This is a genomic window from Photobacterium lutimaris (genome assembly GCF_003025555.1).
GTDB lineage: Bacteria > Pseudomonadota > Gammaproteobacteria > Enterobacterales > Vibrionaceae > Photobacterium > Photobacterium lutimaris.
The window spans coordinates 14,238-32,033 of the sequence record NZ_PYMH01000012.1 but is presented as its reverse complement, the minus strand read 5'-3'; the positions used below and the strand labels follow the sequence as shown (position 1 = coordinate 32,033).

Genomic DNA, 17,796 nt, shown 5'->3' with positions numbered 1-17,796 from the left:
CCGTCACATTGTGACGGCTTTTTTTATACTTTTTGTGAAGCTGGCCTCCCCCTGTCGCTATTGGGTCTACTATTCTGGTTATGCACGCTGGTGCGCAGTGATCAGAAGGAAAATGGCATGAACAGGGTCAATGAGCTCGGAATCTCGCTCAGTACCGCGTTGGCGGCAGACAATCAGATTTATACCTTACCCGGCGAGGCATTCCCGCTCGGCTCGTCGGTTCGCGAGGGAGGGGTTAACTTCAGTGTTTATTCCAAAGATGCCACCCGGGTAACCTTGCACCTGTTTGCCAATGCCGATGCAACGGGGCCTTCCCGTTCCTTTGAGCTGAGTCCCGCACTGCACAAGCGTGGTCATTATTGGTTTATCTTTGTAGGTCATATCGGCCATGGTCAGTACTACGGCTTTCAGGTTGATGGCCCATGGATACCTGAGCGTGGACTGCGTTTCGACTGCGAGAAAGTGTTAATTGACCCCTATAGTCAGGCGATAGGCTTTGGTCGCAACTACAACCGCCAGCGGGCTATCGGGTCGGGCGATAACATGGATGCCTGCATGAAGAGCATTGTGGTCGATCACTGTGATTTCGACTGGCAAGGTGATGTCGCCCCTCGCCACTCTCTCACCGATACCATCATCTATGAAATGCATGTCGCCGGATTTACCCGCCATCCCTCTTCCGGTGTGGTGAAGGCCAAGCAAGGCACCTTCTCTGGGATCATCGAGAAAATTCCGTATTTGAAATCGCTCGGGGTGACGGCCGTTGAATTGATGCCGGTTCAGCAGTTTGATGTCGATGATGCACCTGAAGGGCGTGATAACTACTGGGGCTATAGCCCGATCAACTTCTTTGCTGTCCATGCTGACTACAGCGTCGAGAAGGCCCCGCTCAGTGCCATCGATGAATTCAAGACTTTGGTGCGTGAGTTGCATAAAGCCGATATTGAGGTGATCCTCGATGTGGTGTTCAACCATACCTCGGAAGGGGATGAGCACGGGCCGACCTTCTGCTTCAAAGGGCTACAAAATGGCGCTTATTATCTGCTGGACAAGGAAACGGGCCAATACGGTAACTACAGTGGCTGTGGCAATACCTGCAACGCCAACCATAGCGTCCTGCGCCGGATGATCATCGATGCCCTGCATTACTGGGTGACTGAGATGCACGTTGACGGGTTTCGGTTTGATTTGGCCTCTGTCCTCGCCCGCGATAGCCAGGGCCATCCGATGAAAGAGCCGCCGCTGCTGTGGTCGATCGACTCCGATCCTATCTTGTGTAGTACCAAGATCATCGCCGAGGCATGGGATGCCGCTGGGTTGTATCAGGTGGGGTCGTTTATCGGTGATCGCTGGAACGAATGGAACGGCAAGTTCCGTGACGATGTCAGGGCGTTTTGGCGAGGTGATGTCGGTTATGTTAGCCGGTTTGCTTCAAGGATCCTGGGCTCTCCGGACATGTACTGTAGCCGCCACCACTCACCGCATCGCTCGGTGAACTTTATCTGCGCCCATGATGGATTTACCCTCAATGACTTAGTGAGCTACAGCGAGAAACATAATGAAGCGAACGGTGAGGGCAACCGTGATGGTGACAACCATAATGTATCGAGTAACTACGGGGTCGAAGGGCCGACGGATATTACAGAGATAGAGTCGTTGCGGCATAGGCAGTGCAAGAACATGCTGGCGACATTGTTCTTGGCGCTCGGTACGCCGATGCTCAATATGGGCGATGAAGTCCGCCGTACCCAGCAGGGTAATAACAACGCCTATTGCCAGGACAATGAACTCAGCTGGTTTGACTGGCGCTTGGTCGATACCCACAGTGACTTGCTACGCTTTGTCACTCTGCTCAGCCAACTGCGTACCGCCGAGCCAACCATTGACTGGAATATGCATATGTCGCTCAATTCTGTGCTGGAGGATGTCGGGATCCGTTGGCACGGGATCCAACCCGAGCAGCCGGACTGGTCGGAAAGCTCCCACTCCATCGCGCTGACGGTGTATCACCCGATCACCCAGGATGAGCTGTACGTGGTGTGCAATGCCTTTTGGGATCCTCTCGAGTTTACCCTGCCGGATCGTCACTGCAGCGATTGGCATTTGGTGATCAATACCGCCAAGCCGTCTCCCCATGATATTTATTCCATTGAGGAGGCACCGCTTTATCCCCGCGATACCATTTTGGCGACCGGGCGTAGTATGATCGTCATGGTAGCCAAGGCCACCAAGGCCGTAAAAACAGGATAGATAGGCATGATGTCGTTGATTAAGCGTGGGGTAGCGGCCTATGACCGCTGGTGTGAAAAAATGGGGCTCGTGCCCGAAAACCGTCGTTGCTGCGCCCCTGTACGCTATGACAGTGACGACCCACGCCACCCAACGAACAAAGGTAAGCTGGGGAGTAGGACAGTAAAGGGCAAACCCGATGCTGATTGACAGCCATTGCCACTTCGATTTTGCGCCGTTTTGTGATGATCCCGAACACTACTTGGCATTATCGCATCAGGCTGGGGTTGGGAAAATTATCATCCCGGCGGTCGGTCAGAGAAACTGGCAGGCCATCCGTGACTTGTCTGCTCGTTTTCCCAACCTTTATTTTGGCTTGGGGCTACATCCTTTTTTCAGTGCCGAGCATGATGTCAATGCCTTGATTCAATTGGAATCTGAGCTTGCGATGGAGGCCGAGCAACGAGAAAAAAAACAATCACATTGCGTTGCTGTCGGGGAATGTGGACTAGACTTTGCCATTGTGAATGCCGACCGGGATCAACAGATTTCGTTATTGGCAGCCCAGTTACAGTTGGCTAACCGCTTTGAATTACCGGTCATACTCCACTGCCGCAAGGCTTTTCCCGAATTGCTTCGGGTTTTGAGGCAAAATATGCCTGTTGCTGGTGGGGTGTACCATGGATTCAGTGGCAGCCATCAACAAGCGGTGCAGCTTATTGATCTAGGTATCAAAATTGGGGTCGGTGGAACGATTACATATCGCCGAGCCAATAAGACTCGGCATACAATAGCAGCACTGCCATTGGGTGCATTGCTGCTTGAAACGGATGCACCCGATATGCCAGTAGCTGGGTTTCAAGGAGAGCCAAACCGGCCCGATCGGTTGGTGAAGGTGCTGGGTGAACTGGCAGCAATCCGAACGGAAAGCAAACAGGAAATTAAGCAGGCAACTAGCTTAACCACTGCTGAACTTTTCCGTATTCCGATATGAAGCGTTGTCACAAATTAAACGTTTGCGTAAATCGTTTGCGTTAAATCGTGATGGGCCTCACATTTGGGATTGAACTTTCACTCTCTTTCCTTGCAAACTGTGATGTCGGCGTTATTTTATCCGCCGCTGCATGAGTATAATGCGCCGGACTCTTAATGAGCCGAATTGTCGAGACGCCAACTTAACTAAAGGGAAGCCATAAACTATGAGCATGTTTATGAGCCTGGTTGGGATGGTCGTACTGCTAGGTCTTGCAGTACTTCTATCTGATAACCGTAAAGCTATTAATCTACGTACAGTGGGTGGCGCATTTGCCATTCAATTTTGTTTAGGTGCATTTGTTCTTTATGTACCTGTTGGCCGTGACGTACTGTATGGTATGTCTACAGCCGTTGCCAACGTTATCGCTTATGGTAACGACGGTATTAACTTCCTATTCGGTGGCCTGACTTCAGACAAAATGTTTGAAGTGTTCGGCGGTGGCGGCTTCGTGTTTGCCCTGCGCGTACTACCAGTAATCGTTTTCTTCTCTGCACTGATCAGCGTACTTTACTACCTGGGCATCATGCAGGTAGTGATCAACATCCTAGGTGGTGGTCTACAGAAAGCACTGGGTACATCTCGCGCCGAATCCATGTCTGCAACAGCTAATATCTTCGTTGGTCAAACGGAAGCACCTTTGGTGATCCGTCCGTTCGTACCAAAAATGACTCAGTCTGAGCTGTTCGCGGTTATGTGTGGTGGTCTGGCGTCTGTAGCGGGTGGTGTACTTGCTGGTTATGCCTCTATGGGTGTACCTCTAGAGTACCTAATCGCCGCATCATTCATGGCAGCTCCGGGTGGTCTTCTATTTGCTAAGATCATCAAGCCTGAAACTGAAGAAGCTGTTGAGCAGCTAGCAAGCGATGCTAACAACGCTGACGACAAGCCAGCGAACGTTATCGACGCAGCAGCAGCGGGTGCCTCTTCTGGTATGCAGCTTGCGCTGAACGTTGGTGCAATGCTTCTAGCATTCATCGGCTTGATTGCCCTAGTGAACGGTATGCTAGGTGGCATCGGTGGTTGGTTCGGTATGCCGCAGCTGACACTTGAACTTATCCTTGGTTATGTTTTCTCTCCTCTTGCATTCCTAATCGGTGTGCCATGGGAAGAAGCAACGATTGCTGGTTCATTCATCGGTCAGAAGCTGGTAGTTAACGAATTCGTTGCTTACCTGAACTTTGCCCCATACCTAGCAGAAGGTGCTGAGGTTGTTCTTTCTGATAAGACGAAAGCTATCATCTCGTTCGCACTATGTGGTTTCGCTAACCTGTCTTCAGTAGCAATCCTACTGGGCGGTCTAGGTGGTCTGGCACCAAGCCGTCGCCACGACATCGCACGTTTCGGTATGAAAGCGGTAGCCGCTGGTACGCTTTCTAACCTAATGTCTGCAACAATCGCAGGTCTATTCATCACGCTTGCTTAATCGCAGACTGCTGATAACCTGATAAAACGCCGCGGTCTTCCGCGGCGTTTTTGTTTTTCTGGCTAGAGGCTAGAGGCTAGAGGCTAGAGGTATAGCAAAGAGCTGAAGCAATAGCTTGACAGGGTTTATCCTTCACAAAATTCTGATTCGCCCATCGCCCATCGCCCATCGCCCATCGCCCATCGCCCATCGCCCATCGCCCATCGCCTTTCAACACATATGGTAAACATTCCCTCCAACGTTTCTATTCAATGCCATAAAATCGATTGCGCTCCGGTTTCTACCAACCCCCTTTGCTACCATTACTTTCATCGCGGGGCAGGCTACACTTTCTTTGTGCTGTACCAGACAGAGAAAATGATTATGAATGAAGTACTGCTGGCTGTGATTGCTGGGTTTATTGTCGGAGTGTTGTTTTCTGCGATTAAACTGCCGATACCGGCGCCCCCGGTGCTCCCGGGTGTCATGGGCATTGTCGGTGTCTACGTGGGGGGGGTTGCCTACCAGTGGATCGTCGAACGGTTCTTTACCTGACATTACTTTTCGTTGGGTAAACACATTGTCCACGCTGGGAAACGTAACTTTCGTGGTGGCGGCTAGGTCTGCTTGGTATTATAGAGCGGCACCATCACAAATTGTTTTTCGCTGTTCTAGTCAACACCATCATGGTGTTACCTATCGCTAGGCAAGGCTAGGGCAGCGTATTTGCTGGGCGGTGACTGTGGTCACTTCCTATGCGGTGAAAAGGATAGCAATCAGGAAAGTGCTCACGCATTGTTTACCTGAGTCTTCAAGGAGCAAGTCCGTAACCCCGTCGACAGATGGCTGGTTGTCGGGGCAACTGTTCGCCTAAGCGGACCGTTTGGCGGTGATGCAATCAGTACCGTCAGGCGTATCTATGCTTAGTAGACACATAGCTTGGTAGAAATTAATTGGACTGGAGATAGTCATGAGCGAATTGAAAGCGGCTGCACTACGTGCACTTAAACTAATGGACCTTACCACTCTGAACGACGACGACACAGATGCAAAAGTGATCGAGTTGTGTAAGAACGCAAAGAGCCCGGTAGGTAACACAGCGGCCGTATGTATTTACCCACGTTTTATCCCAGTTGCTAAGAAGCAGCTTCGTGAGCAGGGTACACCTGAAGTCCGTATTGCTACGGTAACTAACTTCCCGCACGGTAACGATGATATCGATATCGCGGTTGCAGAAACGAAAGCCGCTGTTGCTTACGGTGCTGATGAAGTAGACGTAGTATTCCCATACCGCGCGCTAATGGCGGGCAACGAAGAAGTTGGTTTTGAGTTGGTTAAGCAGTGTAAAGCCGCGTGTGGCGACATTATGCTGAAAGTGATCATCGAAACCGGTGAGCTGAAAACAGAAGAGCTAATCAAGAAAGCCTCTGAACTTTCAATCAAAGCCGGTGCTGACTTCATCAAGACGTCTACCGGTAAAGTGCCAGTGAACGCCACCCCTGAGTACGCTGAAATCATGCTTAACGTGATCAAAGACATGGGCGTAGCGAAAACCGTTGGTTTCAAGCCTGCTGGTGGTGTTCGTACGGCGGAAGATGCACAGCAATACCTAGCCATGGCTGATCGCATTCTAGGTGCTGAGTGGGCAGATAACATGCACTACCGTTTTGGTGCTTCAAGCCTATTGGCTAACCTTCTGAACACGCTTGGCGAAGGCGAAAAAGCCGCTGAAGGCGGTTACTAATTCTTTCCATCTAAGGTGGCCTTTGGGCCGCCTTATTTTTAATTACCTGTGACTCTTTACTGTTTGGTTCTTGCCTTACTGCATTACGCAGCCTAATGGGCGGTTGCCCCGCACCCGAGAATCAGATCTTGCGTTAAGTCATCGCTAGTCGTGAAGGCGCTAATACTGAGTAAACAGTCATAACCCTACACTAGAATTTACTGGGGAATACCATGTATTTACCACAAGAAATCATCCGTAAAAAACGTGACAACATTGAGCTAACTGCAGACGAAATTAATTTCTTCATTCAGGGTGTCGCCAAAGAGACCGTGTCTGAAGGCCAGATTGCAGCATTCGCTATGGCGATCTACTTCAACGACATGACCATGGATGAGCGTGTGGCACTGACGTGTGCGATGCGCGATTCGGGTATGGTTATCGATTGGAGCCACATGAACTTCGATGGCCCGATTGTCGACAAGCACTCGACGGGTGGAGTCGGTGATGTGACCTCATTGATGCTTGGCCCTATGGTGGCAGCATGTGGTGGTTACGTACCGATGATTTCCGGTCGTGGTCTGGGCCACACGGGTGGGACATTGGACAAGCTGGAATCTATTCCTGGTTACAATATTACCCCGAGCAACGACGTATTCGGTCAAGTAACCAAAGAGGCTGGCGTGGCAATCATCGGTCAAACTGGCGATCTTGCGCCGGCTGACAAGCGTGTTTACGCGACCCGTGATGTGACGGCAACCGTTGACAACATCTCGCTGATCACCGCTTCGATCCTGTCGAAGAAACTGGCTGCAGGCCTCGGCTCGCTAGTGATGGACGTGAAGGTAGGCTCTGGCGCATTCATGCCAACTTACGACGCGTCGGAAGAGCTGGCAAAATCTATCGTAGCGGTCGCCAACGGTGCGGGTACCAAGACCACGGCGCTGCTGACAGATATGAACCAGGTACTGGCGTCGACGGCTGGTAATGCGCTCGAAGTACGTGAAGCCGTACAATTCCTGACCGGTGAATACCGTAACCCTCGCTTATTTGAAGTCACCATGGCATTGTGTGCCGAAATGTTGGTAAACAGTGGTTTAGCAACAGATATCGAGCAGGCACGCGAGAAGCTTCAGGCGGTTCTGGATAACGGCAAGGCCGCTGAGTGCTTTGGTAAAATGGTTGCAGGCCTGGGTGGTCCGGTTGATTTTATGGTCAATTATGACAACTATTTGGACAAAGCCGAGTTGGTGAAGCCGGTCTACGCAGAAACCACAGGTTATGCCTTTGCGATGGATACCCGCGCATTAGGTATGGCGGTAGTAGGGATGGGCGGTGGCCGCCGTGTCGCTGCTGATACTATTGATTACGCCGTGGGCCTGAGTGACATGATCCGTTTGGGTGATGAAGCCAATGCTGACAAGCCGCTGGCTGTGATCCACGCTCGCAACGAAGCGCAGTGGGAAGAAGCCGCCAAAGCGGTACGTGCCGCGATTACTATTTCTGATCAGAAACCTGAGCCGACACCGGAAGTTTACCGTCGTGTTCGCCCTGAAGATGTTTAATGGAGTCATCATGAAACGTTCTATTATTCTTGTTCTAGATTCATTTGGGATTGGCGCTACTGAAGATGCCGTTGAGTTCGGTGATGTAGGCGCCAATACGATGGGTCATATTGCCAAAGCCTGTGCCCGCGGCGAAGCGGATAACGGCCAGCGCAGCGGTAAGCTACACTTGCCAAACCTTAACAAACTCGGTCTGGGCAAGGCATGTGAAGAATCTTCGGGTTACTTCCCTGACGGTCTGGATGCTGACGCTGAAATCACCGGTGCATATGCCCACGCTGCCGAGCTGTCTTCAGGCAAAGATACTCCGTCTGGTCACTGGGAAATTGCCGGTGTGCCTGTGCTGTTTGACTGGGGCTACTTCACCGACAAAGAAAACAGCTTCCCGAAAGAACTGACCGATCGCATCCTTGCTCGTGCTGGCCTGTCAGGCTACTTGGGTAACTGTCATGCATCGGGTACTCAGGTACTGGATGACTTGGGTGAAGAACACATGAAAACGGGTATGCCGATTTTCTACACCTCGGCGGACTCGGTATTCCAGATCGCGTGTCACGAAGAAACCTACGGTCTCGACCGCTTGCTAGAACTTTGCCAAATCGCACGTGAAGAGTTGGCAGACTACAACATCGGCCGAGTGATCGCCCGTCCGTTTATTGGCCCAGGTAAAGGCCAGTTCGAGCGTACCGGTAACCGCCGTGATTTGTCGGTTGAGCCACCTGCTGCAACGGTGCTGCAAAAGCTAGTTGACGAGAAAAACGGTGAAGTGATCTCTATCGGTAAGATCTCGGATATCTACGCTGGCTGTGGCATCACCCAAAAAGTGAAAGCAACAGGTATCCCTGCGCTGTTTGAGGCGACACTAGAGCAAATCAAACAAGCCGGTGACAACACCATCGTATTCACCAACTTTGTTGATTTTGATTCTGCCTACGGCCACCGCCGTGATGTTGCGGGTTACGCTGCGGCATTGGAATATTTCGATAAGCGTTTGCCTGAAATTATTGAGCTGTTGCAGGAAGACGACGTCTTGATCCTGACGGCTGATCACGGCTGTGACCCAACCTGGCCTGGTACCGACCATACTCGCGAGCATATCCCGGTATTGGTTTCTGGTCCTAAAATCGCTGCAGGTTCACTGGGTCGCCGCGAGACATTTGCCGATATCGGCCAGAGCTTGGCGGAGTACTTCGGTACGTCTGATATGGAATACGGTAAGTCATTCCTGTAACTGGCTGGGGCTGGTATCGCCAGCCCCAAAAGACGATTTTTTTTACTGTTTAGGTCTATATTTGTCCTAGATCGAAACAGTGTTTGCAAGACAAGATTACATTGAGTCGGTAATGCAAACCAACAGATGACAGAAAGGAAATAACGATGGCTACTCCTCACATTAATGCTGAAATGGGTGACTTTGCAGACGTAGTACTGATGCCGGGCGATCCGCTACGTGCCAAGTACATTGCAGAAACCTTCCTCGATGATGCAAAAGAAGTGTGTAACGTACGTAACATGTTCGGTTACACCGGTACTTACAAAGGCCGTAAGATTTCTGTAATGGGTCACGGGATGGGGATCCCTTCATGTTCTATCTACGCGACTGAGCTGATCAAAGACTACGGCGTGAAGAAAATTATCCGTGTGGGTAGCTGTGGTGCAGTACGTGATGACGTCAACCTGCGTGATGTTGTGATCGGCATGGGTGCGTCAACGGACTCTAAAGTTAACCGTATCCGCTTTGGTGACCACGACTTCGCGGCACTGGCTGACTTCGGCATGGTGCAGAACGCGGTTGACGCGGCAAAAGCAAAAGGCGTTGATGTGAAGGTGGGTAACATCTTCTCTGCCGATCTTTTCTACAACCCTGATTTCGACTTCTTCCAGACGATGAAGAAATACGGCATCGTAGGTGTTGAAATGGAAGCGGCAGGTATCTACGGCCTTGCAGCTGAGTTCGGTGCAAAAGCACTGACTATCTGTACCGTATCCGACCACATCCTGCGCGGCGAAGCGACAACGTCTGAAGAGCGTCAGCTGACCTTCAATGACATGATGGAAATCGCACTGGAATCTGTTCTGCTGGGCGACGCTGAATAAGCGTTAGCACGTAGTTCGAGAACACCTAAAAGGGCTTGCCACTGGCAAGCCCTTTTTTTATCGCTATCGGTTTGCCTACACGGGCAATTTAACCGTTTTTACCGTCGCTGAGCAGGATGGGGAAGTGCCAGCTTTCTTTTCGGTTACCGAAGGTAATGGCCAGCAAGATACCGATGATCATCGCACTGGCGATCAGAACCCGAATAATATTGGTGATAGCATCAATATCGGCCATGGTTTCGGCGATAAGCTTGTCATGTTCGAGTGTGATACGGACAAAACCCACGACTTGGTGCTGGCTCATGATGGGTTCAATCAATTGCTGGCGGCCATAACTGGCAACGGCCAGTGGCGTGGAAAGCCCGGTCACTTGCGGCAGCGGTAAGGCGTTTTGGCTTTTGGCCAGGGTAATGCCTTCCAGATCATAGATGCTGGCATCGAGCAGTAAGGGCTCCTTGGCCAGTTGCTCGACCAGCAGCTGCAGCCGGTCTTGGTTTTTTTCAATCACGTCTGTCGATGCGGTATCTGCGGCCTGCCGGACAACCAAGCGTGACAGCTGCTGGGTTTGATCGCTCAGGGTACGGTAGTTTTGCTTGGCCAGGTTAGAGCCATATTCAACCATGGTGATCAGCGCCGCCAAGCAGCCGAAAAGGATGAACAGTCGCCAGGCTTTTTGGAATTGGGTATGTTTTTTCTTCATCATATCAGCGGTGTATTCAAGACCAATCTCATCTTTGGGCTTGCCCTGGTAATTTGCAATAGGGTAAGTTGTTTAATCAAGCGACTTCAAAATGCGCGGTTCAGTATTGGATCCTGCACCTTGAAGTCACTTGGAAATTTAAGCGTTTACTTTAACATGGATGGTTTGCAAGTGCTCAAAATAAGGAAACACACCTCGTTACTACAGCGATTTCCGGAAGTGGTATCGGCCTGTAATCTTGACCGGTATCGCTCGGCAACCTTGGTTTTCGGCCGCTCGATAGATGCGGTTGCGGTTCACGCGATAGAAGCCGCGTATGGTGCTCCGCTGACGCTGACGGCAGCTTGGAAAGTGGGGCAATACGACTGTTTGTTGTTGGCGACCCCGTATTCATTGCATCTGGAGCGATGCGTGACCCGTGCGCAGCTTGATATTGCTGATCTCACTCAATGCCCAGATCTACGCGAGCCTGGCTTGGTGGTGATGGATATGGACTCGACGGCGATTGATATCGAGTGTATTGATGAGATCGCCATATTGGCCGGTGTCGGTGAGCAGGTAGCGGAAGTGACCGAGCGGGCGATGCTGGGTGAGCTGGATTTCGAACAAAGCCTGCGCCAGCGGGTGGCGGCATTGGCGGGCAACGACGCGGCTATTCTCGCTCAAGTCAAAAGTCAGTTACCGTTTATGCCTGAGCTGCGCGAGCTGGTGGCAACCCTACACCATTACGGCTGGAAGGCAGCGATTGCATCGGGCGGCTTCACATACTTTTCCGACTACCTCCAACAAGAGCTGGACTTGGCCCATGCCCAGTCGAATACGCTGGAAATCGTTGACGGCAAACTCACGGGGAAGGTATTGGGGGATGTTGTGGACGCACAGGCCAAGGCGACAATATTGCGCAGCTTGGCCGAGCAATATGACATTCTACCGCACAATACCGTGGCTATCGGCGATGGGGCCAATGATTTGGCCATGATCAATGCCGCTGGGCTAGGTGTGGCCTACCATGCCAAGCCGAAAGTCGAGGCTGAGGCCCCGGTGGCGATACGCTTTGCCGATCTCGGTGGCTTGATTTGTTTGCTGTCGGTCTCTTTGGTACCGCAGCAGCTAGGCTGGTAGGCACCAAAGAGAAGCGGGCGGGTTATCGTATTTCGAGCCTGATCAGCACTTCATCGGTGATATCTAGGATCTCGCCGCTGCCGATAACCGAATTGAGCTCTTGCTCCAGTGCCCTTGCCCGGTGCAGTACCAGTCGGGCAAGCTCGCCGAGCTCTTTGCCGATCAAAGCCGTCATCGGACTCAGTACCGGGGCGGCCGTGATCCTGAGTGCCATAAAGTTACCGACCGTTTTGGCGTGCTTGATATAATTGATCCGCTCTTCGATAGTCCGGAATTCATCAAGCAGCTTGGCATTAACCCGCAGGGGGTGGCCTGGTTGTTGTTCAACCGCCAGGTAGAGCTCATGGATGAAGGGCTGGTTGATCTCAACCGGTCGCATGGTCTCGGCCAGCAGCTGTTTTACCCGGTTGCGAAACAGTGGCTCCAGCGAGCAACCTTTTCCGCCGGCCAGCTGGTTGAACAGTTTGATTGGCGGTGGGGGTGGGAAGTTACAGCCGACGGCCTTCAATCTGATCTTGTGATCAACCTTTTCGGCAAAATACGGGATCGTCTTCAGCTTGGTCAGCAGCATTTGGTGCATGGCCAGCAGCAGTTCACCTTGCGGTAATTTCTCCTCGGTCATCACCAGTTTATTTTCGTTGTGCAGAATTAATTTGCGCAGAAAATGCTCACTTTGCGCGGCTTGTTGCCCAGCCCCAGTCGTCAACTGGATATTGCAGTAATCAGGGCTGACCCTGACAACGTGGTAGGGGACATGGCTCAATGGGCCATTTTTATTGCTTTTTTGCAAGCCGGGGAACGAAATCTCTACCTGCTCATCGCGGCACAGCGCGACTGGGCTGGTCAGTTTGATATTCAGGCCACGGGTAGAGAAGTCGATACTTTGCCCTGTGACCGCCTGGCTATCCGCCGTGTACAGGGTTATGGGGGTATCGAACAGGTATCGGTCTTCGCTGCGCTGTGGCCGCGGATCAAAAAACACCGCTTTGGCTACCGAAACCGGATTGCGAGGGTGACGAAATGCCTGCAGGTTTTTGCTTGGGAGTTGCGGTTTGACGCTCAGACGGTAATCTTGCTGGGCATTGTGGTTGGTGAGATCTTGCAGCACCCCGACATGGGTCAAGGTGCTTAACTTATCGACCATGTCCGGCGCAATTTGCTTGAGGCTGTCGATATCTTCTTGGTCGATAGGTTGCAAGCTCAAGCGCATGACTCGCCAACTGTCACGCTGCGCCCCGACATGCCAGAACAACCGGCGCTGCTCGGTATTCATCTCCGGCAGGGCCGCTGAGTAGAAGAAGGTTTTGCCATCATGTTCATGGCTGAAGCTGTAAAGCAGTGTACTGGACTGTTTCAGTCCGGCTTTCCCCAGGTTGGCCAAGCGCTCTTGAGAAATCAGGTGGTTGAGGACCGGTTGGTTTCTCTCATCGCGCCAGTGGGCCCAGATATGGTGATTGTTCTGGGTCAGTAGGCAGTAGGTCAGCTGGGTATCGGAAAGAAATACCGGTAAGCTGGTACTGTGTTTGAGAAAACAGTGCTCGTAACCACGGGTGCGGATTTGGATGACTTTGTCTTCGTAGTTGTGCCGGGTCCGGTTCTGAGATTGGTTCAGACCCTGATCAATCACCGACTTGATCAATGTACTATTACTCAGCAGCTTCAGGCGCAGCCACTTATAGCTATCGTTATCCGGGTTTTCGTCAATCCCGAGGATCCGATAGTTCATCCCTTCGACCAGGCGCGGTTCATTCAATTTATCGGCCAGAGTCGGAAAGCGCACCACGATGTTCATACCGAGCTTGTAGTTGAACGCCGCGGGAACTTTGAATTTGGCACCGGAATAAGAAAGATCGGCGCTGATCCCGTTGACCGTTTGGCTCAACGGTAGATCCAGGATAACTGGGGTGGCAATTTGCCAGCGGTTCTCGTCACGGGTTAGGTAGTGGCCAAAGCGTAGCAGTGGTGCCACTAGCGGGTTGTCAGGTTGCGGGATCACTTGGGCGGCAGGCTTGGGTTGCAGTTTTCCCTGCTGGTGCATTACCCGGAAGTTATTGCGGGTGTTCATCAGTGCTTCGTAAAGGCCGACTCTGAACTGGTTACCAAAAATTTTGATCCGCTTGTGGTAGGTATTGATCGCCACATCATCGAGCCAGTGCTGGCGGCCATTGAGTTGATAGGGGCGGCATTCGCCTTGAACGCGACCGCGCAGGTCAATGGCTTTCATGCAAGGCGACATGATACGGTTCAATTCCATTTTCAACTGCAGACGGGTTGGGCCGTCTTCGCCTTCGGTCATCATCTGGAAGACGTCGTCAAAATCCTCGCTATCATAGACAGGGATGAGTCTTTCAATCAGTCCTTTGTAATCGTCAAGCACCATAGTTATTTTTGATTATCTCATTCTTCGTTTATTATCGGCATATTTCCCCAAGAGTTGAGCTTTTTTTCAACTGACAGGCAAGCTCTATTCTACATCCCTTTATGGATGTGTTTAACCAAATATATCAAGGTGAATCATGGCAAAAACCAAGCGGGCCTATGTGTGTAGTGATTGTGGCGCAGACTTCCCCCGCTGGCAGGGCCAGTGTAGCGCGTGTGCGGCATGGAATACGATAACCGAGTTCACAGTTCCTAAAACACGATCCGCCGTGGGCGCGGCTTCAGCTGCTGGAACGAGCAGCTATGCCGGTGCGGCGACCAAGGTACAAAAACTGTCCGAGGTCGAAACCAAAGATCTCCCCCGCTACAGCTCCGGTATTACCGAGCTGGATCGGGTGTTTGGCGGCGGGATTGTACCGGGCTCTGTGCTCTTGCTGTGTGGTGATCCGGGGGCGGGTAAGTCGACTCTGTTACTCCAGAGTATTGGCTCGGTGGCGGCATCGAAACCGTCGCTGTATGTGTCGGGTGAGGAATCGATTCACCAGATCTCCCAGCGGGCCAAGCGCTTGGGGACCCAGAATCTCGATAATATCAATGTGGTAGCCGAAACCTCGGTGGAAGCGATTATCGAACATATTCGGGCGCAGAAAACTGAGTTTGTGATTATTGACTCAATCCAGACCATGACGGTTGCCCACAATGATTCGGCTGCCGGTAGTCCGAGCCAGGTTAAGGAATCCGCGGCGGCTCTGACCCGGTTTGCCAAGACCGAAGGTGTGACCTTCATGATCGTCGGTCACATCAATAAAGACTCCAATGTGGCGGGGCCGATGCAGCTGATCCACATTGTTGATGGTCTGTTTGCCCTGTCGTCGACGGCGGATGAAAAGTTCCGGGTACTGCGTACGTCCAAAAACCGTTTCGGTGCCGATTCCGAATCATGCTTCTTTGCCATGACCGAAACCGGGATGAAGCAGGTGAAGAACCCATCGGCGATTTTCCTTAGCCGTTCGGACAAGAACCATGCGGGATCAGCCTGTACCACGCTGTGGGAGGGGACTCGTCCGTTGTTGGTGGAAATACAGGCGTTGTGCAACAACTCGGTGACCGAGAATCCTCGCCGCCTGACGGTTGGCTATGACAATAACCGCTTGGCAATGTCTATTGCGGTACTCGCCCGTCATGGCGGGGTGATGCTGTCTGACATGGATATTTTCGTCAACTGTGTCGGTGGGATCAAAATTGAAGAAACGTCGGCGGATTTGGCCGTGCTGTTGTCCATCTTCTCCAGTTTCAAAAATGCCCCCATCCCGCAGGATGTGCTGGTGTTCGGCGAGATCGGCCTGAATGCCGATATCCGGCCGGCAGCGAACGGGGTGGAGCGGATCCGAGAGGCGGTCAAGCAGGGCTTTACTCGGGCTATCGTCCCCAAAGCCAATGCCAGCCGTCAGATCCCGGGCATTGAAATTATCGCGGTGGAAGATCTGCAGGAAGCTCTCTCCGCGTTCGAGCGGGTAGCACTGTAAATTGGTTTAAACGATAGGTAAAAGAAAGGGCTGCATCATGCAGCCCTTTTGGTCTCTGGCGAACGGTAAGTTAATTACTTAGCAATACGCTTGTACTTGATACGGTGTGGCTCAGCCGCTTGCGCGCCCAGTGTTTTCTTCAGCCAATCCGTGTATTCGGTGTAGTTACCTTCGAAGAAGTTAACCTGGCCTTCGTCACGGTAGTCAAGAATGTGGGTCGCGATACGGTCAAGGAACCAACGGTCGTGCGAGATCACCATGGCACAGCCCGGGAACTCAAGCAGTGCTTCTTCTAGTGCACGAAGCGTCTCGACGTCAAGGTCATTGGTTGGTTCATCGAGTAGCAGTACGTTACCGCCCGCTTTCAGAAGCTTCGCCAAGTGAACACGGTTACGCTCACCACCCGACAAATCACCAATGCGTTTTTGCTGATCACTACCACGGAAGTTGAAGCGCGATACGTATGCACGAGCAGGGACTTCGTAGTTGTTGATACGGATAATTTCCGAGCCTTCAGAAATTTCCTGATACACGGTGTTGTTGTCGTTCATGCTGTCACGGAACTGATCAACAGAAGCTAGGCTTACGGTAGTACCCATATCAATGGTGCCAGAGTCAGGTTGCTCAGCACCGCTCAACATCTTGAATAGGGTTGATTTACCGGCACCATTTGCACCAATGATGCCAACAATCGCACCCTTAGGCATGCTGAATGACAGGTCATCAATAAGAACACGATCACCGTATGATTTGGTTAGGCTCGTTACATCGATGACTTTGTCACCCAAACGCTCACCTGGCGGGATGAACAGTTCGTTGGTTTCATTACGCTTTTGGTGATCGCTGGTGTTTAGCTCTTCAAAGCGCGCCATACGGGCTTTTGATTTCGCCTGACGGCCTTTCGGATTCTGACGAACCCACTCTAGCTCTTTGGCGATGGTTTTCTGGCGTGCTTGCTCTTGAGATGATTCCTGCTTTAGACGGGCATCTTTCTGCTCTAGCCAAGATGTGTAGTTACCTTCCCATGGAATACCTTCACCACGGTCAAGTTCCAAGATCCAGCCTGCAGCGTTATCAAGGAAATAACGGTCGTGGGTGATCGCCACAACGGTGCCACTGTAATCAACCAGGAAGTGCTCAAGCCAAGCCACAGATTCAGCATCAAGGTGGTTAGTTGGCTCATCAAGTAGCAGCATGTCTGGCTTGTCGAGTAGCAGACGACAGATTGCAACACGGCGACGCTCACCACCTGACAGATGTTGGATTTTCGCATCCCACTCAGGCAGGCGCAGGGCATCAGCCGCACGCTCAAGCTGCATGTCTAGGTTGTGGCCATCTTTGGTTTCGATTAGCGCTTCAAGTTCGCCTTGCTCTTTGGCCAGCACATCGAAGTCTGCATCAGGTTCTGCGTAAGCCGCATAGACAGCATCTAGACGAGTAAGAGCATGTTTAACATCAGCCACAGACTCTTCAACGATTTCACGTACGGTTTTCTCTTCGTCCAGTACCGGCTCCTGAGGTAGGTAGCCTACCTTCAAGCCTGTTTGTGGACGAGCTTCACCTTCGATATCGGTATCGATACCCGCCATGATGCGCAGTAGGGTTGATTTACCCGAACCGTTCAGGCCCAACACACCAATTTTTGCACCAGGGAAGAAGCTCAATGAAATATCTTTTAGGATTTGACGCTTTGGTGGGACGATTTTACCCACGCGCGACATGGTATAGACGTATTCAGCCATATCCGTTTGCGATCTCTAAACTAAATGAAAGGGGGTATTTTACCTGTTCTGGACACAAGTTTAACAGCAATGTTCATAATTAGTGCCCCAAGTGAGCGTTAAGGTACCACTCAGTACGTATCTTTGTGCTACCTGCGTTATTTCTTTGCAATATCGCTCTGTTAATTTTCCGTTGTGCTGCATGGCTCGATGTTTGGACCGCAATAGCGAGGAAGGAAATTGTCATTATTAAAATGTGCAAATTGGTATTACGCTCAATAATGGGTTGCCTTTTT

The 17,796-nt window shown here is 51.6% G+C and carries 14 protein-coding genes; 11 read left to right on the top strand and 3 right to left on the bottom strand.

Annotated elements, in window-relative coordinates; genetic code table 11:
- Positions 1 to 117: 117 nt before the first annotated feature.
- From glgX to deoD, 9 genes are all read left to right on the top strand, one after another.
- The gene (gene glgX, locus C9I99_RS20355; protein ID WP_107350673.1) at positions 118 to 2,250 is read left to right on the top strand and encodes a glycogen debranching protein GlgX; all 2,133 of its coding nucleotides are present in this window, start codon (positions 118 to 120) and stop codon (positions 2,248 to 2,250) included.
- A 6-nt stretch (positions 2,251 to 2,256) separates the two neighbouring features.
- Positions 2,257 to 2,439, top strand: a complete 183-nt coding sequence (locus C9I99_RS20350; protein WP_107350672.1) for a hypothetical protein — start codon at positions 2,257 to 2,259, stop codon at positions 2,437 to 2,439.
- Positions 2,429 to 3,223, top strand: a complete 795-nt coding sequence (locus C9I99_RS20345; protein WP_208113442.1) for a TatD family hydrolase — start codon at positions 2,429 to 2,431, stop codon at positions 3,221 to 3,223. The genes C9I99_RS20350 and C9I99_RS20345 overlap by 11 nt, the downstream gene beginning before the upstream one ends.
- A 205-nt stretch (positions 3,224 to 3,428) precedes the next feature.
- Complete coding sequence (locus C9I99_RS20340; RefSeq protein ID WP_107350671.1) at positions 3,429 to 4,688, top strand: NupC/NupG family nucleoside CNT transporter; 1,260 nt, start codon at positions 3,429 to 3,431, stop codon at positions 4,686 to 4,688.
- Positions 4,689 to 5,051: 363 nt separating this feature from the next.
- Entirely contained in the window at positions 5,052 to 5,222 is a 171-nt protein-coding gene (locus C9I99_RS20335; RefSeq protein WP_107350670.1) for a XapX domain-containing protein, read from the top strand.
- A 415-nt stretch (positions 5,223 to 5,637) separates the two neighbouring features.
- Positions 5,638 to 6,411, top strand: coding sequence for a deoxyribose-phosphate aldolase (gene deoC, locus C9I99_RS20330; RefSeq protein ID WP_107350669.1), 774 nt, complete (start codon positions 5,638 to 5,640; stop codon positions 6,409 to 6,411).
- A 212-nt stretch (positions 6,412 to 6,623) separates the two neighbouring features.
- The gene (gene deoA / locus C9I99_RS20325) at positions 6,624 to 7,955 is read left to right on the top strand and encodes a thymidine phosphorylase (RefSeq protein ID WP_107350668.1); all 1,332 of its coding nucleotides are present in this window, start codon (positions 6,624 to 6,626) and stop codon (positions 7,953 to 7,955) included.
- Between the two features lie 10 nt (positions 7,956 to 7,965).
- The gene (locus C9I99_RS20320) at positions 7,966 to 9,186 is read left to right on the top strand and encodes a phosphopentomutase (protein WP_107350667.1); all 1,221 of its coding nucleotides are present in this window, start codon (positions 7,966 to 7,968) and stop codon (positions 9,184 to 9,186) included.
- Between the two features lie 146 nt (positions 9,187 to 9,332).
- The gene (gene deoD, locus C9I99_RS20315; protein WP_107350666.1) at positions 9,333 to 10,052 is read left to right on the top strand and encodes a purine-nucleoside phosphorylase; all 720 of its coding nucleotides are present in this window, start codon (positions 9,333 to 9,335) and stop codon (positions 10,050 to 10,052) included.
- 88 nt (positions 10,053 to 10,140) lie between these two features.
- Here the strand turns inward: deoD and C9I99_RS20310 are convergent, their stop codons facing one another.
- Positions 10,141 to 10,755: a YtjB family periplasmic protein gene (locus C9I99_RS20310; protein WP_107350665.1), complete on the bottom strand. Its 615-nt coding sequence runs from the start codon at positions 10,753 to 10,755 to the stop codon at positions 10,141 to 10,143.
- Between the two features lie 153 nt (positions 10,756 to 10,908).
- Here C9I99_RS20310 and serB point away from each other — a divergent pair, with 153 nt between their 5' ends.
- A complete protein-coding gene (gene serB, locus C9I99_RS20305; RefSeq protein WP_107350774.1) occupies positions 10,909 to 11,874 on the top strand; it encodes a phosphoserine phosphatase in 966 nt (321 codons plus the stop codon).
- A gap of 22 nt (positions 11,875 to 11,896) precedes the next feature.
- Here the strand turns inward: serB and C9I99_RS20300 are convergent, their stop codons facing one another.
- Positions 11,897 to 14,254, bottom strand: coding sequence for a PilZ domain-containing protein (locus C9I99_RS20300; RefSeq protein WP_107350664.1), 2,358 nt, complete (start codon positions 14,252 to 14,254; stop codon positions 11,897 to 11,899).
- 136 nt (positions 14,255 to 14,390) lie between these two features.
- On the opposite strand from C9I99_RS20300, the gene radA reads away from it, so the two are divergent.
- Positions 14,391 to 15,779 (top strand): DNA repair protein RadA, encoded by a 1,389-nt coding sequence (gene radA, locus C9I99_RS20295; RefSeq protein ID WP_107350663.1) that lies wholly within the window; start codon positions 14,391 to 14,393, stop codon positions 15,777 to 15,779.
- 74 nt (positions 15,780 to 15,853) lie between these two features.
- Here the strand turns inward: radA and ettA are convergent, their stop codons facing one another.
- Positions 15,854 to 17,521 (bottom strand): energy-dependent translational throttle protein EttA, encoded by a 1,668-nt coding sequence (gene ettA / locus C9I99_RS20290; RefSeq protein ID WP_107350662.1) that lies wholly within the window; start codon positions 17,519 to 17,521, stop codon positions 15,854 to 15,856.
- Positions 17,522 to 17,796: the final 275 nt, after the last annotated feature.